The sequence below is a fragment of the Mesobacillus jeotgali genome (assembly GCF_014856545.2).
GTDB lineage: Bacteria > Bacillota > Bacilli > Bacillales > Cytobacillaceae > Mesobacillus.
Map to the genome: position 1 here is coordinate 362,328 of NZ_CP109811.1, position 24,123 is coordinate 386,450.

Sequence of the window (24,123 nt, forward strand, 5' to 3'; positions counted from 1 at the left end):
AAAATGAAAGAATATACCCCAAAGTTCCCCCACATTTTCTCACTGAAAGGAGCCACCTCGTTATGCTGCAAAAAGCCCATGAATTATTGCAAAATCATTTTGGTTATTCCTCATTCCGATTGGGACAGGAACAGGCAATCTCATCTGTGCTTGAAGGAAAAAACACGGTCTGCGTCATGCCGACTGGAGGCGGTAAATCGATCGTCTATCAAATCCCGGCACTCGTGCTGCCTGGGACAACCATCGTCATTTCTCCGCTGATCTCCCTGATGAAGGACCAGGTCGATACGCTCACGCAGCTTGGCATTCCGGCAACATATATCAATAGCTCGCTGACTGCGGGTGAAGCTGCCGCTCGAATGGATGACGCCAGGAACGGAAAGTACAAGCTATTGTACATCGCGCCCGAACGGCTGGGATCCTGGGAATTCATCGATGACCTGCAGGACATGGAAATACCGCTGATCGCCGTCGATGAAGCACACTGTATTTCGCAGTGGGGACATGATTTCCGGCCGAGCTATCTGCAGATTTCTGATCTGGCCGATCGATTGCCGCGCAAGCCGATTGTGCTCGCCTTGACGGCAACAGCAACTCCTAAAGTACGGGAAGACATTTGCGCGTCTTTAAAAATAAACCCTGAGAATACAGTGATTACCGGGTTTGAGCGCAGTAACCTCAGTTTTTCTGTGGTAAAAGGGCAGGACCGCCAGGCGTATCTAAGGGATTTTATCAAAAAGAACGAAAAGGAAGCCGGCATCATTTATGCGGCGACAAGGAAAATCGTCGATCAGCAGTATGAATGGCTGCAGAAGGAAGGATTCGTTGCGGCGCGCTACCACGCAGGTATGAACGATGAAGACCGGAACAACGAACAGGAACGTTTTTTACAGGATGAAGCGACTGTGATGGTTGCGACATCGGCATTCGGAATGGGAATCGATAAAAGCAATATCCGCTATGTTCTCCACTTCCAGCTGCCGAAGAATATGGAGAGCTACTATCAGGAAGCTGGCCGTGCCGGTCGTGACGGCCTGGACAGCGAATGTACCGTGCTTTATTCGTCGCAGGATGTCCAGGTTCAGCGTTTTTTGATTGACCAGTCCGCCGATCGCGAACGAATAGGGCCCGAGCTGGAAAAATTGCAGCAGATGGTCGGTTACTGCCATACCGAGGAATGCCTGCAATCCTATATCCTGCATTATTTTGGCGAGACAGAGACAGAGCCTTGCGGACGCTGCGGCAATTGTACGGATTCCCGTGAAACAGAGGATGTCACCAAGGACGCGCAAATGGTCCTGTCATGCATCATCCGGATGGGCCAGAAATACGGCAAGGCGATGACGGCCAATGTTTTGACCGGCTCCAGAAATAACAAAGTCATTGAGTTCCGCCTTGATAAATTGCCGACTTACGGTCTGATGAAGGATCGGAATGCCAAGCAGGTCAATGACTTGATTGAGTTTTTGATTTCTCAGGAGCTGATTGGCGTCGAGCATGGGACCTACCCGACGATTTATGTGCCGGAAAAAGGGAAGGACGTTTTGCTCGGCAAGACAAAGGTTTTCAGGAAGGAAGCGGTGCGGGTCAAGCAGGTTTCCAACGATGATCCATTGTTTGAAGAGCTGCGTGAGTTGCGTAGAGAGGTTGCCGCTGCGGAAAAAGTGGCGCCATTTATGATTTTCTCCGATTCCTCTCTGAAAGATATGTGCCTGAAGCTGCCGCTGACGGATGCGGAGTTTCTAAATGTGGCTGGTGTCGGGGAACACAAGCTGCAGAAATATGGAGCTCCATTCATACAGCGGATTATCGAGTTCTGCGAGGAGCATCCTGAGCGCCAGCCTGTGAAGAATGCCGTGGCGGAACCGGTGAGGAAACCGGCGAAAAAAGCCGTCGGGGATTCCCATCTTGAAACCTACAAACTGCATCAGGAGAAACTGTCTGTAGCTCAGATTGCCGCGAAGCGCGAGCTGGTCGAGAGCACGGTCGAAAATCACCTGATCCAGTGCATCCAGCAGGGAATGGAAGTTGACTATGGGTTGCTGATTCCTGCTGAACATATTGAGGACCTCGAGCAAGCCGTGGAAGAAGCCGGACGTGACAGGCTCAAGCCAATAAAAGAATTGCTGCCGGATGAAGTCAGCTATTTTATGATCAAAGCATTTCTGTATATGTCGAAAAAGAAGGTCCATTAAGAAGAAGAGACGAAGCCCGCGGGCTTCGTCTTTTTCTGCTTCAATGTACCTGTAAAATGGTATTTTTTCAGAATGTCGTCAAATACTCGATTTAATGTACCCACAAAAGAGCATCCCTCGAGGTTATCTTCACAGAACCAGTATGAATGTGCCTGTGGATAGTGTTTTGTGCCCGTGAAAGAGAAAAACGAGAGAGCACTGTCACAAGAAGGGGAACCATGTGCCCGTGAAAGAGGAAAACGCAAGAGCACTGTCACAAGAAGGGGAACCATGTGCCCGTGAAAGAGGAAAACGCAAGAGCACTGTCCACCTTACTTTCCCACCTTTGCCTGATATAAAGGTCATGAGAGCACGGTCACAAGAAGGCTGAACTTATGCCCGTGAAAGAAGAAATTGCAAGAGCACGGTCACAAGAAGGGTGAACTTGTGGCCGTGAAAGAGGAAATCGTTAGAGCACGGTCACAAGAATGGGAAACATCTCCAGTTTATCATCACATAACCTTCTCTATTTTCCATCTCCGGTTGAGATTGAATATAAAAACTAAAAAAATACTTTTCTGAAAAATTAAAAATGGTAAAATATAACTAGTGTCAAAAAAGACTAGAATTCGAGATTGGGAGAAAAGTAGTTTGTTGTTGTATCTTTGCAGCGTAATAGTTCAATAAAATACAGTCCATCAGGAGGCTTCATGGTTTATTTTAAAAAGGCAATCGAGCAGTTTGTGTTATGGGTCGTCTGCGTATTTTTGTTTATTGGGATATTGTTTTTGCCGGCTAAGACGAATTTTGAGACGGGGCAGGGTGGACAGTTCAAATCCGCGAGCTACGATTATGAATTGGACACGCATATCAAGAATATCAAGGGTTTCTATGCATTTATAAAGGAGAACCCTGACCTCGGGGAGTTTGTCCCGGGCCAGTCGTATGGAAATCGGATAGCGGGCAAGGCGTGGAAGAGCTTGCTTTTGATTGTTCCAACCCTGATTTTGGCTTATATTCTAGGAGTCTTGAAAGGAATCTTTGATTTCAGGATGCAAAGGAAAAAGCTGAACTTTTTAGGGAATGGGACGACGTGGCTCTTCATCTCGATGCCGGATCTCTTTTTTATCATCGTCACCCAGCTTGGTTTGATGTATTTATATGAAAAAGGTCTGTTTTTCCATGTTACATTATACGGAAGTGAAAAGCTGGAAACCTATGTGGTTGGGATTCTATTTCTGTTGATTTATCCAGTGTTCTACCTTGCGAACATCACTAATGTAAGTCTGCAGGAGCAACAAGGGAACGATTACATTCGGACTGCGCAGTCAAAAGGAACCGCAGGCTTGAAAATCCTGTTCATACATATCTTGAAAAATTCGTTTCCGAGAATTTTGGCTCATTCGAATACCATCACACTTTATGTGTTATCGAACCTATTTATTGTTGAAAAATTAATGAATTTCCAAGGAGCGGCTGATGGCCTGTATGACGCGGTGCTGAGGGGCACAGGCTTCACGATTGGTCTGGAAATCATGGTGGACGGTATTTCGGCAGTCGGTTATACGGTCTTTTTTGCATCAATCATTTTGGTTTCGAATCTGGTCACACAGATTTTCAAAAGTCTTGTCACCCCGGCTTCACAGGAGATGAATCATGAATAAATCACTGATATTTGGCTTGATCATATTGTCTTTTCTAATGGTCATTACATTTATAGCACCATATCTTCCGTTCGTGGATACTTCATTAAAAGATACGGTCATGAGGCAAAAGGAAGGTGGAGGCTTTGAACTTCCTCCGTTTGCGCCATCGGCGGATTTTCCGATTGGATCGGACCATAACGGTGTTGACCTATTAAGCAGGCTGCTGCTGGGGACGAAAGAAACACTGTTAACCATTCTTGCAATCGTCCTGATCCGGTATATCATTGCGCTTCCCTTGGCGATGGCGAGTTTTTATTCGCGATTCTTTCACAGAATCTTGATCCTCTGGAACCGCTTGTTTTCATTCATGCCTCCGATTTTCTTTGTCATCTTAATCATCGGGACCCCGTTTATCCTTTTTTCGGATAATCGATACCTGTGGATTTTGATTGTGCTGGCCATGATTGAAGTGGGCAGGGTAGCGGATATTTTTTATCAGGGGATGGTGGAAATTTCAAAAAGGCCTTATGTGGAAGCAGGAATTGTCGCGGGCTCGTCGCCGCTGACAATGTTGAAAAACTACTACTGGCCGCCACTCCGGCCTTCTTTCATCGTCCAGTTTTTCTCGGATTTGGGGAGAACGCTGTTTCTTATCGGCCAGCTCGGAATCATCGAAATCTTTTTAAGTGTCGAATTCGTTTCCCAGCTTAGTGGAGGGTATAAGACATTGAACACTTCCAATGTGTGGCCAACCTACTTTGTGGATATCACTCAACATATCTGGTCGCATCCGTGGCTTCCAATCACCGGAACCCTTGCCATCGGTTTGACTATTTTTGCTTTTTCAATGACCAGCAGCGGCTTGCAGCAGTATTATGATAAAAAGTATAAAAGAACTTAGGTGAGGGGAGAAGTGGACAGACACTTCTCCTCCTTTGTTTAAAAATGGGTGATTTAGTTTATCTATTTATGTAACCTTTTGAACGGTTCTCCTGACAAATAGATAAAGAGTTTATTCAACAGGAGGTTCGGAAGATGAAAAAGTTATGGATGATATTGCTGCTTGGGCTGCTGATCACTGGTTGTGGAACGGGAAACCAGGTTTCGAATAATGATGAGGATAAGGGAGGTGCCGGAATCGTGGCGGGAGAAATGGCTGCAAGTTTGACAGAGGAAAGCCCGCTGATTTTTCAATATGAAGTGAAGAATCAGACGGAGGAAGAAGTGACTCTAGAATTTACGAGTTCACAAAGATACGATTATTCGGTTAAAACGAAAGATGGCAGTGAGGTGTTTTTGTTCTCAAGTGTTGCGGCCTTTTTACAGGTACTGGGAGAAGAGAAGTTGAAGCAGGGGGATTCGCTGACATATGAAATAAACCTCCATGAATTGTCGCTTGAAAAAGGAGAATATATTCTTACTGCGTGGATGACACCTAAGAACGGGAAGAAGTACGAAGTGACGAAGGAATTCACGGTACAGTAAAAATAATGTACAGAAAGCGGATGGATTTTTCCTCCGCTTTTTTCATCTCAGAAATTCAAATAAGGCAATGACAATCGAAATCGTACTGATTCCCGTTCCGACAATCCACTTGATCAATTGTACCTGGCTTTTGCTTAAGCTTTTTTCCATATCCGGGGCTGTGACAAAGTCTTTTTCGTTTAAGATCTGTTCCATTAAAGTTCGTACATCATTGTTGTCCAGCTGGTTCTGGATTGTTTCCTGGAAGTTTTCCTGCAGGCTTTCCAATTCCTCGATTTTCATCTCTAATTCTTTTATTTTAAGCTCGATTTCCTTCATGCTCATCACCCCCCTTTAACAAATATCCTATTCATAAATTGAATTGAAGAGATGGTAGTTTACCTAAGTGGCTGCCCAATTTCATCTAGAGTGGGCAGGTTACCCAAACCATTTGCCCAATCTCACATAGGGTGTTAGAGGGACATAATAAACACACTTATTGAGAGGGGACAATTTACATGTATATGTATTCACATAATATGCCTTATTATCATGATTCCAGATCATATGAAACTGGCGCTGCCGGAACTCTGGCTGCTGGTTTATTAGGGGCTGGGATAGGTTATCTGGGAGGACAATTGCTTAATGGTCCTGGGTATGGATATCCAGGAGGAGGCGGTTTTGGAGGGTACGGTTATCCGGGTGGCCCGGGATATGGAGGTTACGGGTTCCAGGGTGGCCCGGGATATGGCTACCAAGGAGGTCCAGGGTATGGATTCCAGGGCTCTCCAGGTTACGGAGCTTATGGTTACCAGGGAACACCGGGCATTGGCGGATATGGATACCAGTCGACACCGTGGTCTGGAGGGTATTGACCACAGGGTTGGTAATATTTTTTGAAAAGGAGCAAAACGGCTCGGTCGTTTTGCTTCAGTATTTTGAAAACAGGTTGATGCGTTTCGCAATCCCCCAGGCAATATGATAAAATCTGACTTAGCTAATTCACAGCAAAGGACTTGAAATGATGAGTAAAACAATCCCGGTTAAAAAGAACGATTTTATAGATGTAGTATTTGAAGATTTGACGCATGACGGAGCGGGTGTGGCCAAGGTTGATGGCTACCCGATTTTTGTCCAGGGCGGACTACCTGGCGAAAAGGCAAACATCAAAGTGACCAAGGTGAACAAGGGTTATGGCTTTGGCCGCCTGATGGAGATTCTTGAAAGAAGCACCTTCCGTGTTGAGTGTCCGGCTGAGGATGCCCATAAATACGGTGGCTGCCAGCTGCAGCATATCAGCTATGAGGGGCAGCTGAAGTATAAGGAAAACCAGGTGAAGCAAGTGCTGACACGGATTGGCAAGCTTGAGGATGTTGTGGTTCATCCGATTTTGGGAATGGACAACCCCTGGCATTACCGGAACAAAGCACAGGTGCCAGTTGGCGAAAAGGACGGGAAGCTGATCGCAGGCTTCTTCAAGCCGCGCAGCCATGAAATTGTCGATACAGACGAGAGCCTGCTCCATCTTCACGAAATCAATGAGGCGATCAAGATGGTAAAAGAAATCGCCAGCGAGCTGGGCATTCAACCTTATAATGAGGAAAAACATAAAGGTGTGCTTCGCCACATCATGGCCCGTTACGGAAGACAAACCGGGGAGCTGATGGTTGTGATTGTGACCAGGACAAATGAGATTCCTCAGCAAAATAAGCTGGTGAATGAAATCGTCGCAAGGCTGCCTAAGGTAAAATCAATCGTCCATAATATTAACTCGAAGAAAACGAATGTGATCATGGGAGACAAAACAGAGATCCTCTGGGGCAGCGAGGTCATCTATGACTATATCGGTGACATCAAGTTCGCTATTTCCGCACGCTCGTTCTATCAGGTGAATCCTGAACAGACAAAGGTGCTCTACGACAAAGCGCTTGAATACACTGAGCTTACTGGCGAAGAGTCCGTTATTGACGCCTACTGCGGCATCGGCACGATCTCGTTATTTTTAGCGCAAAAAGCAAAGAAGGTATTCGGCGTCGAAATCGTCCCCGAAGCCATTGAAGACGCAAAGCGAAACGCCGAACTGAACGGCATCACCAACGCCGAATTCGCAGTAGGGGAAGCCGAAAGAGTTATCCCGGCATGGTATGAAGAAGGAAACTCAGCAGATGTGCTAGTAGTTGACCCGCCGCGCAAAGGCTGCGACGAAGCGCTGCTGCAAACCATCATCGACATGAAACCAAAGCAGGTTGTGTACGTATCATGTAACCCGGCCACATTAGCCAGGGATTTGCGGTTCCTAGAAGATGGCGGGTATAAGACAGTTGAAGTACAGCCAGTTGACATGTTCCCGCAGACGACGCATTGTGAAGCTGTTGCGAAGATTGTATTAGCATAAGCAGGAGAGCCTTATCCTTTGTCGGATAAGGCTTTGTTTTATTTCCATCTTTTGGTGTGTTATATTGGTATGGTCTTAAAAGCCCTTGAAGGAAAGGGTTGAATGGGAGTGAAATGGATTGGATAGTATAATTTTTGATTTAGATGGAACCATCTGGGATCCAATAGACACTGTACTTAGTGCCTGGAATAACGTTATAAGAAAAAGTAATCTCATAAATGTTGAATTAACCCGGAAAGACTTTGAAGGTACGATGGGTTTACAGATGAATGAAATAAGCAAGAAACTCTTCCCTGCCTTAAATAATAAAGAACGGGAAAAATTAATAATAGATTGTTGCGAAGTAGAACAATCTATCTTAGGAAAAAATGGAGGGGTTCTTTTTCACAATGTAGAGAATGTCCTAAAAGAGCTTTCTCAAAAATACAAACTATACATCGTCAGTAACTGCCAAGATGGTTATATAGAAGCTTTTTATAAGTTTCATAGGCTTGATAAGTATTTTTTAGACTTCGAAAATCCAGGTAGAACGGGTCTATCAAAAGGTGAAAATATTAAATTAGTTATTGAGAGAAATAACTTATTGAATCCAGTTTATGTGGGTGACACACAAGGTGACTTGGAAGCAGCCAGATTTGCTAATATTCCCTTTATTTATGCTGAATATGGATTTGGCCAAGTAAGTGAATATGATATGAAGGTTAAGAGTTTTGAAGAACTTTTAAGAGTATTCTAGTGGATGATGAGCAAATATTTGAAGGTAAACATTATTTAAATCTGTACATAAAGGAAGGTTAAAATATGAGGGGAATCCCTTTTATTGTTTTAATATTGGCTTTGCTGGTCATGGTTGGAGGCTGCTCACAGACTGAAGGGAAGAGCGATTCGTCACCAACAAACGAGGAAGAAAATCAAACTGTCTACACTGAATTAGATGACGATAATGGAGAGGAAGCGCAATCGTCTGAAACAGATGTTGCTTCAGATGAACAACTCTCAGAAAATATGAATATCGATGAGTACCTGAATGCGCACTACAAGATTGATGGGACGCATTATGAAACGGACGTATGGGAAAGCGACTCAGGAATGACCAATTATACAGTTAAATTGCTGCCAGATACGGAAGAGTATAGTCAGGAAATCAATAAAAAACTCCAAGATGGACATAGGGAAAATTATGAGGAAACTGAAATGATGTTCGATATGGCTAAACAAATCATGGATGAAGTGCCGGAAGTTAAAGATAAGAGTCGCGTGGATTCAGTCAGTTGGATCTCCTATGATGGCAAATTCAAAGTCATACTGATCCAGGATTTTGTAAACAGTGAAAATCAGTCTGACGGGGAGGCGCTTTCTAAATATACAAGTAATCAAATTGAATACGCTCGAGTTTGGCTGCAACTGGCACCCAATCAGGAAATCGATGAATTGATTGTCCGGCACATTCCAGCGGGGGAGAAACTGAATCCTGACGATGAAACAAGTGCCAGTTATCCTGAGGATGTCATCCAGTTGGCAGGTTCTCGTTTGGTGGATGGTTCCGTGACTTATAGTGATAATGGAGACGGCACGATCAATGTGTACAATATCCCTTTGCGCTGGGATGGTCAATATCCTGCAGGGAAAGATTTTTATGAAAAAATCATTCAAAAAACAAAACTCGTCCATATTGATACTGGGGACGATCAAAAGGTCATTCGGCTAATCAAATTGCTGAATGTCCATTAAGCTAAATCGGTCATTGTGTATACAGCCTGTAATATGGAAGTGAGTGGGATTATATGAGAGTAATCGGAATCGATTTATCAGGGCCAAGAAATCATAAGGATACAGTTCTCACTATTTTTAAACAAGAGGGAAGACATCTGCAATTAATTAAGTGGGTAAATCATTTAAGTGATCAGGACATATTGCGAGAGGTTTTTGAACAAAGTCAGTTGGATGAGTTGGTTATCGGGATTGATGCTCCATTATCCTATGAGGACGGGGGAGGAGATAGAAAAGGTGATCGGGAACTAAGAAAATTCATTGTGAATTTAGGGATGAAATCTGGGTCAATCATGCCGCCAACCTTAAATAGAATGGTGTATTTAACATTAAGGGGAATAAAACTTAGTAGAGAAATTGAAAATTTAAACTCCGCGTATCCAATTTCTTTAGTGGAAGTCCATCCAGGCGCTGTAATTGGATCGAGACTGTCCAAACACAATATTGGATATGTGTTGGCTTACAAACAAGAACAATCAGCTAGAAGTTATATTCGGAATTGGTTTATGGAGCAGGGGCTTACACAATTACCTATTGAAATTGAAGCAGAGAGCCATTCTATCGATGCATGTGCCGCTGCGTTAGGTGCATGGCATTGGAAGGATCCTTCGTATAATGCAAAGTGGATATTCCCCGCTTGTCATCCGCTGCATCCTTATGACTACTGCTGTTAAGTAGGAGTTGGACGAAAGTATTGGAAATACACTTCAACCATAGTCGTCACAAATAATTGTTTTATTTACCTTCGGACTAATGTTCGGGGTATTTTTTATACTCAAAGCTATTTTTCACCCAGATCTAAGAAATTATAATAACTCCCCAGTAGGAAATACTGTAAAAATAAAATGTAAAATGGGGGACAAAATTATGCCTGAATTGCCAGAGATGGAAACATATAAAACATTACTGGGGTCATTGATAGGCGGGCAAAAAATTTCGCATGTTGAGATTGGGCGGGAAAAGTCTATTAACATACCGGTTGACGGGTTCACTATGCAAGTATCAAATCAAGCCATAAAAACGATTACTAGAAGAGCAAAATATTTAATATTTCAATTACAGGATGGAAAATGTTTATTATTGCACCTGATGCTTGGCGGATGGATGTTTTTTGGCAAAGAGGAAGATAAACCAGACAGGACCATTCAGGTAAAGCTTTCATTCGGGGAACAACATTTATTTTTCATTGGACTGCGATTGGGCTACCTGCACCTTTTATCAGCTGAAGAGGTCGACGAAGAGTTGAAAAAACTGGGACCTGAAGTGCTTGATCCTGATTTTACATTGGATGCCTTTCATCAATTAATGGAAAAAAGAAGAGGAACAATTAAAACAACATTAATCAATCAAGAAGTGCTGGCTGGAATAGGGAATGGGTATTCTGATGAAATACTCTGGCATGCAGAGATTCGCCCTGATAAAAAAATTAATGATCTTGAAAATCAACAATTATCACGGCTATATCATTCGATTCAATTCATCCTTAAAAGAGGAATTCAACAAGGTGGTTATATGGAAGACCCGCTATATAAAGGAGATGAAAAAACAGGAGGGTATCAATTTTATGTTTATGACAGAGAAGGTAAAGAATGTTCTCGCTGCAATGCTTCCATTATAAAAAGTGAAATCTCTTCACGGAAGACTTACTTTTGTCCTAATTGCCAGCAATAAATGATAATCCTGTAACATCCCAGGGTAGCCAAATAAATACTGCACATCGTGAAACTCTTGCAAGGATTGTACTTGCATACATATGAAAGCCTTATCCTTTGTTGGATAAGGCTTTTTTGTATCCCAAGACATAAAACTGCTCACTTTGATTTGTAGAAGGACTTGAGGGGATGGAGTTTTAATTCCACCCTTTTTGAAAAAATTAAAAATAACTTCAAATCTTATCCTTCCTCTACGCTTTCGCCACGATTTTATTCTAAGGCAGGTGTGGAATTTCCCCGTGAATTCTGGCTTTTATACAAATAGTCCAATCCTCTTATTAAAAATATCCATAAGATATTGTGTTCTCAATAAAAAATAAGGGAGTGAGATTATTGAGAGATAAAGAGAATCACAATAAGGATTTTTCGGCGAATATTAGCAATTGTTCAAACAGAAACGTAGTACCAGACGTGAATTTTGATGCAAGGATAAGCAAGGTACCTGTAGTTTTAGCTGAAATTGAAGTTAGTACCTCAGTTAAAGCTGACATTACTTTTCCGGAAGATGTACTAGAAATCAAGGATATAAAAAAACGAGTAGTCCTCGTTCAATGTCGCCTTCTGGTGCCAACCAATCAGCTGTTCATTAAAGGATATGTAGAAAAAAATATCAGATACGCTGCTGCACCAACGGGATGGAAGCGGAAGTCTATAGACTCAAATATCCGATCTCTTACCGTGAAAGCTCCTTTTGAGTGTGCCACTCCAATTAGGGAGTTCATAACTCGTCCAGTAGACGTTCGGTTTAACGAGCGCAGGGAATTTGATTTCTTGCTTACCGAACCTTTATCGGAAGGCTATCCAGAAAAAGATGAGCTGCTAACGAGCGACCCTTCGAGATATCAGCAAGCCAGTACCCAACACTATAATGAACTTCCATACTGTGATTTGGTCTCCAGTAATATTGTAGAGTACGATGAAGCAACAGACAGGATGCCTTTACAAGAGGGAGCAATATTTGAAGGAACCTTTAGGAACATCGTGGAAAAGATGATCGTCAAGTTTACAATCAAGCTTCTTCAGAAGCAACAAGTTCCAATAGGTGGAGGAGCTCCGGGACCGACTGGGCCAACAGGGCCAACCGGACCGACGGGACCGACCGGGGGAATCGGGCCTATCGGGGACACCGGAGCGACTGGAGCAACAGGACCAACAGGGCCGACTGGACCAACGGGACCAACAGGACCGACCGGACCAACAGGGCCAACCGGACCAACGGGACCGACCGGACCAACAGGACCAACAGGACCGACGGGACCAACCGGACCAACCGGACCAACCGGACCAACAGGGCCGACGGGGCCGACGGGACCAACAGGACCAACAGGGCCAACAGGGCCGACGGGCCAACGGACCAACCGGACCGACGGACCAACAGGGCCAACAGGGCCAACCGGACCAACAGGACCAACGGACCGACCGGACCGACGGGACCAACAGGACCAACAGGACCGACCGGACCAACGGGACCAACGGGGCCAACAGGGCCGACGGGGCCAACGGACCAACAGGACCGACCGGACCAACAGGGCCAACAGGGCCAACAGGACCAACAGGGCCGACTGGACCAACGGGACCAACGGGCCAACAGGACCAACAGGGCCGACGGGGCCAACGGGACCAACAGGACCAACCGGACCGACCGGACCAACAGGGCCAACCGGACCAACGGGACCAACGGACCAACCGGACCAACAGGGCCAACAGGACCAACAGGGCCGACCGGACCGACGGGACCAACCGACCAACAGGACCAACAGGACCGACCGGACCAACGGGGCCAACAGGACCAACAGGGCCAACCGGACCAACAGGACCAACGGACCGACCGGACCGACAGGACCAACAGGGCCAACAGGGCCAACCGACCAACAGGACCAACGGGACCGACCGGACCGACAGGACCAACGGACCAACGGGGCCAACAGGACCAACAGGGCCGACTGACCAACGGGACCAACCGGACCGACCGACCAACAGGACCAACAGGACCAACAGGGCCAACAGGACCAACAGGACCAACAGGACCAACAGGACCAACTGGACCAACAGGGCCAACAGGGCCGACGGGGCCAACGGACCAACCGGACCGACCGGACCAACAGGGCCAACAGGGCCAACGGGACCAACAGGACCGACCGACCAACAGGACCAACAGGACCAACAGGACCAACAGGACCACAGGACCAACAGGGCCAACCGGGCCGACGGGGCCAACGGACCAACAGGACCGACCGGACCAACAGGGCCAACAGGGCCAACCGACCAACTGGACCGACCGGACCAACAGGACCAACAGGACCGACGGGACCAACAGGACCAACAGGACCGACGGGACCAACAGGACCAACCGGACCAACAGGGCCAACCGGACCAACAGGGCCGACCGGACCAACCGGACCAACAGGGCCAACAGGGCCAACAGGACCAACAGGACCAACAGGGCCAACAGGACCAACGGGGCCGACCGGACCGACAGGACCGACCGGACCGACAGGACCAACAGGGCCAACAGGGCCAACAGGACCAACGGGGCCGACTGGACCGACAGGACCAACAGGACCGACGGGACCAACAGGACCAACAGGACCAACAGGACCAACAGGACCAACAGGACCAACGGGACCAACGGGACCAACAGGACCAACAGGACCCCAAGGACCAACAGGAGAATGTGATTGTCCGGATATTGGATGTATTTGTACAGAACAAATAAGAAATCTTTTAGAACAAATTGTAGAAATTAATAATGATGGTGACGAAAATAATGATATTTCTATAAATATTAGAACTGAAAATGACGCTAGTACTGGAGCAGGATTCCCAGTTGAGATCATTGGTAATGGTGCAGTAAGACTTGAAGGTCCAGGAGGTCAACTTGTTGCTATAGTAAATATTTGCGAAATTGTTGCCATTATACTTCAACAGGGTACGTTTACATCTAACGGCCTAGAATTCCTACCGTTACCAGAGCCGGAGCCTCCATTAGGTTGTGAAGAGGAATGTGAAGCAGCAATTAGAACAGCACTAAGTTCTATCCTAAATCAAGCAACTTCTATTAATGCCGGTGGAACTACTTTTACTGGTACGGTTGAGGGAGTATTTGTTGGTGCACTTAATTTAGGTGATGATATAGCAATAGCGACTTGTCATATAGGATATATTAGTTAAGGGTTAAGGGTTAAGGGTTAAGGGCTATGTTAAACTTGCTTGATGATTTCTCTCGTCGCTTGCTTCGCTTTCACTGGAGGCGTGGAGGTCTTCAAGTTCATTGACTCCCCTCGCGCCTTCCGCTTTAATCAACGTAGTTTTAGAACAACAATGAGTTCTGACATAGCCAAAAATTTAGAGGGAAGAGTTTAATCTTTCCTCTATTTTGTTTTTTTATAAACGTTTGTATTTATACAATTCGAAAGAAAAATATTAAAAGATTAATTTTTAAATAGGCTGGCTCAAACCTAGAGCAATTGTACACATTTAATGATTTTGGGATCAGTTATTATTTGAAATAAACCGTTCATATAAAATGTTAATCTTAACCCTTAAAGAATTAATAAAAGAAACATTTAATTAGTGAAACATAAAGTAAATTATACTGCTTTCTTTAAAATCAAAATCACTTACCTCAAAAGGAATACCTTTCATGGTAATTTGGAGGTGTTTGCTATTGTTCCAAGAACTCAGAGCAAATGAATTCAATAAACGGTTAGCACGTCTTCCTTATGCTGAAAAGCAACACTTAACTCAAGCAAGGAAAAGCAAGAAACAACAGCTCCATATTGTCTATGCAATGACCCTTGTAGCGATTTCGGGAGGAGTAAAAGTCATAATCGAACACGCAAATAAACTGACCAAAGCAGGAGCTAAAGTAACGTTGGTATCCCATTTCCAGAAGCCGAGCTGGTTTCCGATTGAAGCGGATTATATCCAAGTTCCCTTTGATCTTGACCTGGCAAAAGGGATTCCAAATTGTGATGTGATTGTCGCGACTTATTGGGACCATATTCAGGCATGCATTGAAACGGGAATTGCCCCTGTTGTTTATTTTGAACAGGGAGATTTTCATCTTTTTGACTATGAAACAATGAATTCCACGCTCAAAAACTTCATTCACAAGCAATTTGATATCGTTCCGTTCTTATTCACAGTTTCTAATCAAGCATCAGAATTGATCGGGGATGTTTATAGGAGAGAAGCAGAGGTTTTTCCGAATGCAGTAGATGACAAAATCTTCTCAGTTCATGGAGAAAAGGTGATTGGAGAACGTCCGTATATATTGATGGTGGGCGGTGAAAGCTCCTCATTTAAGCGGATACCAGATATTATTGAAGCTTATGAAAAGGTAAAAAAAGAGGTGGATATTGACCTTTATTGGATCACTCCAGAACAGCCATCTGACAAGATGAAAACCAGTGTCGCAAAGGTTTTTGTCAATCCTCCTCAACAAATGATCGGTAATTTATATAGAGGTGCGGATTTGTACGCATGCGGATCGTCTTATGAAAACTTCCCGCTTCCGCCTTTAGAGGCGATGGCATGTGGGTGCCCCGTTGTGACCACTAATAATCGGGGATCCCTGGAATATGCAGCTCATCAAAAAAATGCGTATATATGCAATATGAAGGACCCAGAGGATATGGCTGCCAAGATTCTCGAGGTTTTAAAAAATGATGAGATAAAAGAGAGTTTAATAGCAAATGGATTAACAACGGCAAAACAGTACCATTGGGATACCATCATCCAGGACATCTACGCATATTATAAACAGATTGCATCCCACGACATAGAGGGAATGCATGATGACTGGGAGATGGCTGTCCAGCCTGAGGATTTTATAAATCCCGGGGATTATGATAAATTGAGAAAGTTTTTAAGAGTGACGAATGCCGATCTGGTTAAAGTGCCTGTCCTTCATGAGATAGAGAAAGTACCTCGAATAGCCAGGTGGGAGGTAATGGCTCGCCGAAAAAATGGAGAGCAGGGCCTGACAGAGGATTGTTTTTGTCCTGTGAACGCGGTAAATAAGCTGCAGTTGCTGAATTACCCCGGTTACAGTTCATTTTTAGTAAAGGATTATGAAAAAGGGCTGGAAGAATTCCAGTCTCAATACGAACAGGGGAATGCGGTGGAAAAGGCTGTTGCAGCCAGATGGATGATCCTGTCTCTCATGAGGCTGCAGAGGAAGCAAGAGGCTAAGAAAAGATTGAAGAGTTTAAAGAAGCTTTATCCTTACAATGCTGATTTTTACTTGCTGGCAATGTTAGTCACCGATGAAGAAAATGAGAAGGATTCCAATCTTGAATATCTTAAAGTACTCGGAGATGCAGCGTCTTACCCGGAATTCTTCTTTGATATTCAAAACTATTAAAGTGCTAAGCCCTGCAGGAATTGCTGTGACCTGCAGGTTTTACTCAATCTATTATGGGGTGTTTAGATGATTAGTGTAATTCTGCCCGTATATAATGGGGAAAAGTTTTTGAAGGATACACTAGAAAGTTTATTGGTTCAAACGGTAAAAGATTTAGAGATTATTATAATAAATGACGGTTCTACGGATCAAAGTGAGCAAGTGATCAAATCATTCGATGATAAAAGAATCCGCTATTTCAAGCAGGAAAATAAGGGGGTGGCCTCCGCTTTCAATGTTGGTCTAACCCACTCGAAGGGTGAGTTCATTACCTTTCATGGTGCCGATGATCTATCTTTGCCGAATCGATTTGAACGATTGCTAGAAGGGCTTTGTGATAAAAATATCGGCTATTCCCATTCTGATATGCTGCTGATTAGTGAAACAGGTCAGCCTTTTGGTTATTGGCAATCCTTTAATATTTCTCCTGATGATATTTATCCCTTTTTTCTAAACGTCGGTACGCCTTTCAATAATGCCAGCATTCTTTTCAGGAAGGAAGCGGTAGAAGGCATCCTGTACGATGAATCTATTAAAGTAGGCTCTGACACAGATTATATTGTAAAGGTGGCACAGGGCAAATGGATTCCTTACCATATTCCTGAACCATTGTACCTGTACCGAAGGCATCAAACGAATGTTACGAACCAAAAAAGCCAGGAGGTACTTTCAAGGCATGTCAAACTGAATATTACGGATGAACACCTTGAAGCACTTGGCGAATTAAACGCAAGGGGCGAAGCAGACTATCAAAAATTATTTGCGGCTAAATTGATTGCAGGGATAGCACTTTCAAGACGCTGGATGATGAATGAAGCTTACGCATTATTCTACGAAGCCATTCCTTTGATTAAAACGGACCGGGAACGGGTCTTCTATGAAGCGATGAAGGGGCTGATCGAGAAAGACTACCAGCGGACAGTGAATCATTTTACTAAAATTCAAAAGCGTAATCATTTAGATGAAAACTACCTAGGGGAAGCCTTGCTTTCGATGAAAAAGTATGACGAAGCGTACCGGCATTTCATGAAGGCTCTCGAAATGGAACCCTCGTATCGTTCACCTATGCAGAACATTAAAGCAGTCGGGATGCTGAAAAGCCTGAATGTCATTGATAAACATATGTACAGATATAAATAACCCCCAAGTGGTAAGGGGGTTTTTTGCTGCTTATTTTACGCCAATGCCTTTATAGGCCATGCCTAGAGTTTCGATTTCTTTTTTATCAAGGACATTCCTTCCATCCAGAACAAGCTTGCAATTGTCAAAGCGTTTAAAGTCAAAGTGTTTAAACTCATCATGGAACGCTTGCAGGATGATGATATCAATTTCATCTGGTTTTATTTTTGAAAAAGGCATTACATTGAATGATGCGATCTCCTCGTCAGTATATAAAGGGTCTTCCACATAAATAATCGCATTTTTTTGCTTAAGTTTTTCGATGAGCAGCAGAGTCGATGACTTGGTATGTTCTTTTACATTTTCTCGAAAGGAAAGGCCAAGGATCAGGACTTTTTGCTGCTCCAATGTATGGATACTTTCCTCAATGCCCTTTACGGCATAACTGGCCATATTATCATTGATTTCTCTTGATAGCGTCACCAGGCCATTTTCCAAACCATTGTTAATAAAGAAGTAAGGATATACTGGAATGCAATGCCCTCCTACTCCGATACCTGGTAAATGGAGGTGGGAAAAAGGTTCGCTGTTGGCGGCTTTGATCACTTCTTTTATATTTACGCCTAATTGGTCTGCATAAACGGCCAGTTCATTCACTAATGCGATATTCACATCCCGGTAAACACTTTCGGCCACCTTGGTGAACTCAGCTGTTTCCAGACTGCTGACCTGTAAAATATCACAATTTAGAGCGTTCTTATAAAATTCTGTCGCCAGCTTAAGACTTTTCTCATCGAGTCCGCCAATCACTTTCGGGTAAGCGGCCAAATCTTCGATAATTCGATTGGAATAAACCCTTTCCGGACTATAACCCAGATAAAAATCAGTTCCCATTGTTAAGCCTGAAATTTCTTCAATTCTTTTGCCAAATCGATTCCTTGTATCACCTGTAGGCAAAGTCGTTTCAAAGATGACCAGGGTTCCCTTTTTAATTCCTTTCCCTATTTCCTCTACAGCGGAATCAATATATTGATAGAGTACCTCATCTCGGTCATTAATTAATACTGGCACTATAACAATGACGATTTCTGATTTCGATACAGCTTCTGCTGTGTTAGTGGTGGCCATAAGGGTCTGTTTTTTATGAGCCTCCTCTACCAGGCTTTCCAGCCCTGGCTCATTACTGATATGGGAAATTCCTTTATTCACTGTTTCAATTACCTCTTCTTTAATATCCGCTCCAAACACCCGGTAATGACCGCTGTTTGCAAAAACGGCAGCAAGTGTCAGGCCGATCTTGCCTAATCCCACAACCGTTATATTTTTCATAATCACAGCTCCTTTAAATGACTAATTAAACATGGCTGAATGCCATCACTTTTTATATTATGCATACCATGCGGGAGGAGTACTTTTAACTTGCAGGCAGATGAAGGGGACGGGATAGAATCTGGTGCCGCAATTAAGAAAAGGCTCAATAACGTTTAACTTTTTGCAGATATTTTCATAGCTTAATATGAGGATTTTCGTATGAGCATAGTTTGAAAGTTCGTTTAAGAAAAGAGGGATTAATTTGAGCATTCCTGAAAGTGCGGCTATTGGGAAGAATGTTGTCATAGAAGACAATGTCCATATCGGAGAGAATGTGACGATAGGCCATAATACGGTCATATTGGAGGGCACCTATATTGGTGATCACGTAGCAATCGGATCGAACTGCGTCTTAGGAGTTAAACCAGCAGGCAATAAAAAAATGAGGAAATCGGACGGTTCCCTGCAGCCGTTACGGATACAATCCTATACCCGAATTGGCAGCCTCGTGTCAATCTATTCCAATACAGAGATACATGAGCATGTTTTTATCGGAGACCATGCCAGCATCAGGGAAAATTCGTCAATCGGCAGCGGTTCCGTGATTGGCAGAGGTGCGATCGTTGAATTGAATACGAGTATCGGGAAGAATGTCACCGTCCAGACTCTTGCGTATGTAACAGGTGACACCATTTTAGAGGATAATGTATTCCTTGGTCCCTGTGTTTCGATGTCCAATGATAAATACATGGGTGCGAGGAAATTCACTTTAAAGGGTCCCCATGTTAAAAATGGAGCAAAAATCGGCAATAACGCTTCACTGCTTCCAGGCATTACGGTAGGAGAACAAGCTATTGTAGGGGCTGGCTCTGTCGTCACAAAGGATGTTGCCGGCCATACCGTTTCTGCAGGGGTGCCTGCAAAAGAAATGACTCCCCGAGGTACGGAGGGGGGAGGGATTTCATGAGGATTCCAATGGTGGATTTAAAGAAGGAATATGAACTATATGGTGAACCGATTAAACAGTCTGTACTAAAGGTCTTGGAAAGCGGATCCTATATCCTGGGTGAGAGGGGAAAGCAATTTGAAGACGAACTTGCCAAGTACCTAGGCTGCCGGTATGCAGCAGGAGTAGCAAATGGGACGGATGCCTTGCTGCTAGCGCTCGAGGCCCTTGGAATCGGAGCAGGCGATGAAGTGATCACGACACCTTTTACCTTTTATGCGACGGGGGAAATGATTGCACGAGCGGGTGCTGAACCTGTTTTTGTGGATATAGAACCGGAAACGTATAATATAGACCCTGATAAAATTGAAGCGGCCATTACGGAAAAAACGAAAGCCATCATTGTCGTCCATTTGTTTGGAAAAGCTGCAGAAATGGATGCGATCATGAAGATTGCTTCCTCTTATAATCTTAAAGTCATTGAGGATGCCTGTCAGGCAATAGGGACGGAGCATGAAGGGAAAAAGGCAGGTACTATTGGAGATATTGGCTGTTTTTCATTTTTTCCGTCAAAGAATCTTGGCGCATTTGGCGATGCTGGGATGACGGTGACAAATGATAAGGATATAAACGATAAAATATGCCAGCTTCGGAATCATGGAAGCAAGGAAAGGTATATCCATTGTGATATCGGAGTCAATAGCAGGCTGGACGAAATCCAGGCTGCGGTCCTGATTGAAAAAATCAAGCTCCTGGATCTGTTTTTGTTTAAGAGGATGGGAATTGCCAACACTTATACTCGCGAATTAAAGGAGCTGGTGAAGACTCCTCCTTCCCGAAGTGACAGGGAGCATACCTACCATCAGTATTGTATTGAGAGCGATAACCGCGATAAACTGTCTTCTCATTTAAACGATATGGGCATTGCTACTGGAATCTACTATCCTGTCCCGCTTCACTTGCAGAAAGCTTTTAGCTATTTGAACTACAAAGAAGGCGATTTTCCTGTTGCTGAAAAAGCTGCAAAAAAAATACTTGCCCTGCCGATTAATCCGACCATGACTGTCTCGGACCAGGAGTTCATTATCTCCGAGATAAAAAAAGTGGCAGGTGCATCCCGGTGAAATTGATCCGTATAGGTGTTGTTGGGACAGGAAAGATGGGGACGTACCATTGCCAAAAGTTGAAACAGATGAAAAATGTCGAGTTTACAGGGATTTACGATAAGGACCTTGAAAAAGCTGGGAAGCTAGCCGGCCAGTTAAATGTAAGGGCTTTTGACAGCTACCAGGATTTATTGGAAAATGTGGAAGCAGTAGTGATTGCAGCTCCTACAATGCTCCATTTCGCATTAGTGAAAGAAGCGATTCTAGCAGATAAGCATATATTAGTAGAAAAACCTATCACCGTTTCCATAGAGGAAGCGAATAACATAAAGAGCTTGCTTAGCAATAAGGAGCTGATCTTCCAGGTAGGCCATATCGAGAGATTTAATCCTGTCATCCAGCAGCTTTCCAAATGCCTGGACAGAGATAAAATGATCAGCGTTGAAGCAAAGCGCTTGGGGCTCTCTAACAGGATTAAGGATAGCGATGTTGTTCTGGATGTAATGATTCATGATATAGATATCATTTTAAGCTTAGTGGATAGTCCGATTTCCCGTATTGCTGCCGAGGGGGTCCGCGGCTCAAAGGTAAATCATTTTGATACCGTGACAGCCCTGATTTCTTTTGAAAACGGAGTGATCGCCACCCTGACAGCCAGCAATGCCTCACATGAAAAGGAAAGGACACTAACAATTCTAGAAAAAGAAAAGGTAATCAGAACAGATTATCTGACTAGAAGGCAAAGAATTGTAAAAAACGGTACAGCTTCAAAAGAACATCCATTTGAAATAGAATCTGAGATTCTGATTTTGACAACCCCGTTGGCAGATCCGTTGCAGCAAGAATTGGAACATTTTGCAGCGTGCATAAGAAATGGAGTCCATCCGTTGGTTGGCGTGCAGCAAGGGTATGCGGCCGTCGAGGTAGCTCTTGAAATCAAAGGATTACTTGAAAAAAAATAACCGACAGAAAAAGTTTTACTTCGAACAAGATGGAAGTAAAGCTTTTTTGCGTGACAAAAAAATCCCCGCATTGGTTAAGAACGGGAATCAATACGCTTCTATCGTATAGATGAACCTCTCACTCTAACATTCCACTAGCTTTTCCTAAGTACGCGGATGCCTTTGATATACCAATCAAGCAAATGTCCAAAATCCAAAGCCACTTTCTTTTGCTTGGCCAGCTCAACACAAATCAGGTTAGCTGGTATCCCTGCAGAGACAAGAGCGACATCAAATTCATAATTACTCGCTTGATCGAGTACTTCTGGCACAGAGGAAATATCGGGTACCGGGATGGTGCCAACAATGGAATGATAGCCTTTGGCATTCAAAAACTCCTTGCCGTCGGCTGCCCGATTTCCAATCAAGAGGACTCGATAATGACTTAACAGGTGATGGTAGCAGTTGGTTTCTTCGTTCATTTTGTAATTGATCTGGGAACTTGTGAAGCATGTCTGATTTAAAGGAAGTTTAATCTCTTTTGCCAGATTATTGAATAGCCGCTGGTAGGTAGGATATCTTGCTTCGGGAATGCCGACTATATCCGCTTCCTGCAGATTCTCTAGCAAGAGCTGCCTTTTTTCATGATCTGGAACCTTGAAACCGCCTAACGCATACTGTAATTTACCATTTTTATTAATCTCTTCTGAAGAAACGAGGATGTCGTGGGCCAAAGCAAGGACCTCCCCATCGCCTAAACGGATAACGCTTAACCCTGTTTTCTCGTCCAAAGCTTTCAGCACTCGGGCATATACCTCTGCAGGCGTTTTTAAAGAAATGATCTCTTTAGAAAGCTGATTTAACCCCGCTTCAATGATGTCCTCAATATTGAAGGGGAGATACTGGCCATCCTCCAGATGCTTCTTTACAAGGGCTTCACCGCCTCTATACATTGCTTCTGCAGCAAGTGTGCCAATATCCCAGGTACCGGGATACCCCACTTTAAAAATGCTTTCCCATTGCTCTTTCGTAAATGAATAGGCCAAAACGCAATCTCCTTTCAATTATGATTCTTAACATTATATTGGCGTGTTGCCGCAAAGGTTCTGCTGAAAGTCCAAACAAGACATTGTGATGCTTCATATGTAAATAGTAAGGTGTTTATTTTGGAAATCCAGGAGGGTTAAAATGAAGGTTTTAATAACTGGAGGTGCTGGTTTTATCGGCTCACATATTGTGTATGCGCTGAAGGACAAAGGCTATGAAACAGTAGTAGTGGATAATCTTTCTTCCGGAAAAAAGGATTTTCTGCATCCAGGGGCGGCGTTTTATTCATTGAATATACTGGATGAAAGTTTAGGGTCTATTTTTGAAAAGGAGAGGCCGGATGCAGTCATCCATCTTGCAGCACAGATCAGTGTTCAGAAATCAACCGGTAACTCCAGACTGGACGCTGAGACCAATATTTTGGGTACGTTAAAAATACTGGAGCTATGTAAAAAACATGATTGTAAATTGATTTATTCCTCGTCGGCAGCTGTTTATGGAAACCCCGTCTATTTGCCTGTGGATGAACGCCACCCTGTTAAACCTCTATCAAACTATGGCATTTCAAAATACACGCCGGAAATGTATATCTCCCTTTATTCCCAACAGTATGATGTAGATTATACGATCCTGCGCTATGCGAATGTGTATGGAGCCAGACAGGATGCAGAGGGAGAAGGAGGGGTCATTTCGATTTTTATAAAAAAAATGCTCAATAATGAACCCCCAGTAATCTTTGGAAATGGTGAACAAACAAGGGACTTTATTTATGTAGAAGACGTTGCTGCAGCAAATCTCGCTGCCTTGGAAATGGATTGTCGCGGCGTATTCAATATTAGCAGCAATCACGAAATGACCATTAACTCGCTCGTGGATGAAATCAATCGTATATTGAATACCAAGCTGGCGCCTATCCATAAAAAATTCCGGACCGGCGATATCCTCCATAGCTGCCTGAATAACCAATTGGCCAAAAAGAAACTGGGGTGGGAACCTAAGTTTTCTTTGAAAGAGGGATTGAAAAAGACGATTGACAGCTGTAAGTGATTCGTTATGATATGTAATTTATTCGGAATGAAGAAGAA

19 protein-coding genes and 4 pseudogenes are annotated in these 24,123 nt (G+C 43.9%); 20 read left to right on the top strand and 3 right to left on the bottom strand.

The annotated features are described in order from the left end of the window. The first annotated feature begins 62 nt into the window (after window positions 1-62). The 4 genes from recQ (at window position 63) to FOF60_RS01845 (ending at window position 5,305) form a co-directional block, all read left to right on the top strand. Window positions 63-2,195, top strand: a complete 2,133-nt coding sequence (gene recQ, locus FOF60_RS01830; RefSeq protein ID WP_192473492.1) for a DNA helicase RecQ — start codon at window positions 63-65, stop codon at window positions 2,193-2,195. A 689-nt stretch (window positions 2,196-2,884) separates the two neighbouring features. After that, on the top strand, window positions 2,885-3,838 hold the full coding sequence (locus FOF60_RS01835) for an ABC transporter permease subunit (protein WP_192473493.1): 954 nt from the start codon (window positions 2,885-2,887) through the stop codon (window positions 3,836-3,838). Continuing rightward, window positions 3,831-4,721 (top strand): ABC transporter permease subunit, encoded by an 891-nt coding sequence (locus tag FOF60_RS01840; RefSeq protein ID WP_192473494.1) that lies wholly within the window; start codon window positions 3,831-3,833, stop codon window positions 4,719-4,721. Before FOF60_RS01835 ends, FOF60_RS01840 begins: the two co-directional genes overlap by 8 nt. A 134-nt stretch (window positions 4,722-4,855) precedes the next feature. Then, window positions 4,856-5,305 (top strand): BsuPI-related putative proteinase inhibitor, encoded by a 450-nt coding sequence (locus tag FOF60_RS01845; protein WP_192473495.1) that lies wholly within the window; start codon window positions 4,856-4,858, stop codon window positions 5,303-5,305. A gap of 42 nt (window positions 5,306-5,347) precedes the next feature. Here the strand turns inward: FOF60_RS01845 and FOF60_RS01850 are convergent, their stop codons facing one another. Further along, window positions 5,348-5,623 carry a hypothetical protein gene (locus FOF60_RS01850; protein ID WP_192473496.1) on the bottom strand — a complete coding sequence of 92 codons (276 nt, stop codon included), beginning with the start codon at window positions 5,621-5,623 and terminating at the stop codon, window positions 5,348-5,350. 179 nt (window positions 5,624-5,802) lie between these two features. Here FOF60_RS01850 and FOF60_RS01855 point away from each other — a divergent pair, with 179 nt between their 5' ends. The 12 genes and pseudogenes from FOF60_RS01855 (at window position 5,803) to FOF60_RS01900 (ending at window position 17,708) form a co-directional block, all read left to right on the top strand. Continuing rightward, on the top strand, window positions 5,803-6,159 hold the full coding sequence (locus FOF60_RS01855; RefSeq protein WP_192473497.1) for a hypothetical protein: 357 nt from the start codon (window positions 5,803-5,805) through the stop codon (window positions 6,157-6,159). 149 nt (window positions 6,160-6,308) lie between these two features. Then, complete coding sequence (gene rlmD / locus FOF60_RS01860; protein ID WP_192473505.1) at window positions 6,309-7,679, top strand: 23S rRNA (uracil(1939)-C(5))-methyltransferase RlmD; 1,371 nt, start codon at window positions 6,309-6,311, stop codon at window positions 7,677-7,679. 118 nt (window positions 7,680-7,797) lie between these two features. Further along, window positions 7,798-8,415, top strand: a complete 618-nt coding sequence (locus FOF60_RS01865; RefSeq protein WP_192473498.1) for an HAD family hydrolase — start codon at window positions 7,798-7,800, stop codon at window positions 8,413-8,415. A gap of 65 nt (window positions 8,416-8,480) precedes the next feature. Then, entirely contained in the window at window positions 8,481-9,410 is a 930-nt protein-coding gene (locus FOF60_RS24495) for a hypothetical protein (protein WP_413632787.1), read from the top strand. 53 nt (window positions 9,411-9,463) lie between these two features. Further along, window positions 9,464-10,123 carry a DUF429 domain-containing protein gene (locus FOF60_RS01875; RefSeq protein ID WP_192473499.1) on the top strand — a complete coding sequence of 220 codons (660 nt, stop codon included), beginning with the start codon at window positions 9,464-9,466 and terminating at the stop codon, window positions 10,121-10,123. 193 nt (window positions 10,124-10,316) lie between these two features. Continuing rightward, on the top strand, window positions 10,317-11,120 hold the full coding sequence (gene mutM / locus FOF60_RS01880) for a bifunctional DNA-formamidopyrimidine glycosylase/DNA-(apurinic or apyrimidinic site) lyase (RefSeq protein WP_192473506.1): 804 nt from the start codon (window positions 10,317-10,319) through the stop codon (window positions 11,118-11,120). Between the two features lie 452 nt (window positions 11,121-11,572). Continuing rightward, window positions 11,573-12,142: pseudogene (locus tag FOF60_RS24500) on the top strand (CsxC family protein); the annotation flags it as partial. A 66-nt stretch (window positions 12,143-12,208) separates the two neighbouring features. Next, a pseudogene (locus FOF60_RS24505) lies at window positions 12,209-12,710 on the top strand (hypothetical protein); the annotation flags it as partial. Between the two features lie 228 nt (window positions 12,711-12,938). Next, window positions 12,939-13,224: pseudogene (locus FOF60_RS24510) on the top strand (hypothetical protein); the annotation flags it as partial. Between the two features lie 173 nt (window positions 13,225-13,397). Continuing rightward, window positions 13,398-13,831, top strand: a pseudogene (locus tag FOF60_RS24515) (hypothetical protein); the annotation flags it as partial. A gap of 997 nt (window positions 13,832-14,828) precedes the next feature. Then, window positions 14,829-16,529, top strand: coding sequence for a glycosyltransferase family 4 protein (locus FOF60_RS01895; protein WP_192473379.1), 1,701 nt, complete (start codon window positions 14,829-14,831; stop codon window positions 16,527-16,529). Window positions 16,530-16,595: 66 nt separating this feature from the next. Beyond that, complete coding sequence (locus tag FOF60_RS01900) at window positions 16,596-17,708, top strand: glycosyltransferase (protein WP_192473378.1); 1,113 nt, start codon at window positions 16,596-16,598, stop codon at window positions 17,706-17,708. Between the two features lie 30 nt (window positions 17,709-17,738). Here FOF60_RS01900 and FOF60_RS01905 read toward each other — a convergent pair whose 3' ends face one another. Further along, window positions 17,739-19,016 (bottom strand): nucleotide sugar dehydrogenase, encoded by a 1,278-nt coding sequence (locus FOF60_RS01905; protein WP_192473377.1) that lies wholly within the window; start codon window positions 19,014-19,016, stop codon window positions 17,739-17,741. A gap of 244 nt (window positions 19,017-19,260) precedes the next feature. Between FOF60_RS01905 and FOF60_RS01910 the strand changes: the two genes are divergently transcribed. The 3 genes from FOF60_RS01910 to FOF60_RS01920 are packed head-to-tail and all read left to right on the top strand — an operon-like array spanning window position 19,261 to window position 22,012. Further along, a complete protein-coding gene (locus FOF60_RS01910) occupies window positions 19,261-19,965 on the top strand; it encodes a DapH/DapD/GlmU-related protein (RefSeq protein ID WP_192473376.1) in 705 nt (234 codons plus the stop codon). Further along, window positions 19,962-21,068: a DegT/DnrJ/EryC1/StrS family aminotransferase gene (locus FOF60_RS01915; RefSeq protein WP_192473375.1), complete on the top strand. Its 1,107-nt coding sequence runs from the start codon at window positions 19,962-19,964 to the stop codon at window positions 21,066-21,068. Before FOF60_RS01910 ends, FOF60_RS01915 begins: the two co-directional genes overlap by 4 nt. Then, complete coding sequence (locus FOF60_RS01920) at window positions 21,065-22,012, top strand: Gfo/Idh/MocA family protein (RefSeq protein WP_192473374.1); 948 nt, start codon at window positions 21,065-21,067, stop codon at window positions 22,010-22,012. The genes FOF60_RS01915 and FOF60_RS01920 overlap by 4 nt, the downstream gene beginning before the upstream one ends. Before the next feature lie 134 nt (window positions 22,013-22,146). Here FOF60_RS01920 and FOF60_RS01925 read toward each other — a convergent pair whose 3' ends face one another. After that, window positions 22,147-23,037 carry a GT-D fold domain-containing protein gene (locus tag FOF60_RS01925; protein WP_192473373.1) on the bottom strand — a complete coding sequence of 297 codons (891 nt, stop codon included), beginning with the start codon at window positions 23,035-23,037 and terminating at the stop codon, window positions 22,147-22,149. A 142-nt stretch (window positions 23,038-23,179) separates the two neighbouring features. On the opposite strand from FOF60_RS01925, the gene FOF60_RS01930 reads away from it, so the two are divergent. Then, a complete protein-coding gene (locus FOF60_RS01930; protein ID WP_192473372.1) occupies window positions 23,180-24,085 on the top strand; it encodes an NAD-dependent epimerase/dehydratase family protein in 906 nt (301 codons plus the stop codon). Window positions 24,086-24,123 lie beyond the last annotated feature (38 nt).

Excerpts from the sequence above, each read along its gene's own strand:
- recQ (WP_192473492.1), top strand. The coding sequence starts at position 63 with ATGCTGCAAAAAGCCCATGAATTATTGCAAAATCATTTTGGTTATTCC.
- FOF60_RS01835 (WP_192473493.1), top strand. The coding sequence starts at position 2,885 with ATGGTTTATTTTAAAAAGGCAATCGAGCAGTTTGTGTTATGGGTCGTC.
- FOF60_RS01840 (WP_192473494.1), top strand. The coding sequence starts at position 3,831 with ATGAATAAATCACTGATATTTGGCTTGATCATATTGTCTTTTCTAATG.
- FOF60_RS01845 (WP_192473495.1), top strand. The coding sequence starts at position 4,856 with ATGAAAAAGTTATGGATGATATTGCTGCTTGGGCTGCTGATCACTGGT.
- FOF60_RS01850 (WP_192473496.1), bottom strand. The coding sequence starts at position 5,623 with ATGAAGGAAATCGAGCTTAAAATAAAAGAATTAGAGATGAAAATCGAG.
- FOF60_RS01855 (WP_192473497.1), top strand. The coding sequence starts at position 5,803 with ATGTATATGTATTCACATAATATGCCTTATTATCATGATTCCAGATCA.
- rlmD (WP_192473505.1), top strand. The coding sequence starts at position 6,309 with ATGAGTAAAACAATCCCGGTTAAAAAGAACGATTTTATAGATGTAGTA.
- FOF60_RS24495 (WP_413632787.1), top strand. The coding sequence starts at position 8,481 with ATGAGGGGAATCCCTTTTATTGTTTTAATATTGGCTTTGCTGGTCATG.
- FOF60_RS01875 (WP_192473499.1), top strand. The coding sequence starts at position 9,464 with ATGAGAGTAATCGGAATCGATTTATCAGGGCCAAGAAATCATAAGGAT.
- mutM (WP_192473506.1), top strand. The coding sequence starts at position 10,317 with ATGCCTGAATTGCCAGAGATGGAAACATATAAAACATTACTGGGGTCA.
- FOF60_RS01900 (WP_192473378.1), top strand. The coding sequence starts at position 16,596 with ATGATTAGTGTAATTCTGCCCGTATATAATGGGGAAAAGTTTTTGAAG.
- FOF60_RS01905 (WP_192473377.1), bottom strand. The coding sequence starts at position 19,016 with ATGAAAAATATAACGGTTGTGGGATTAGGCAAGATCGGCCTGACACTT.
- FOF60_RS01915 (WP_192473375.1), top strand. The coding sequence starts at position 19,962 with ATGAGGATTCCAATGGTGGATTTAAAGAAGGAATATGAACTATATGGT.
- FOF60_RS01930 (WP_192473372.1), top strand. The coding sequence starts at position 23,180 with ATGAAGGTTTTAATAACTGGAGGTGCTGGTTTTATCGGCTCACATATT.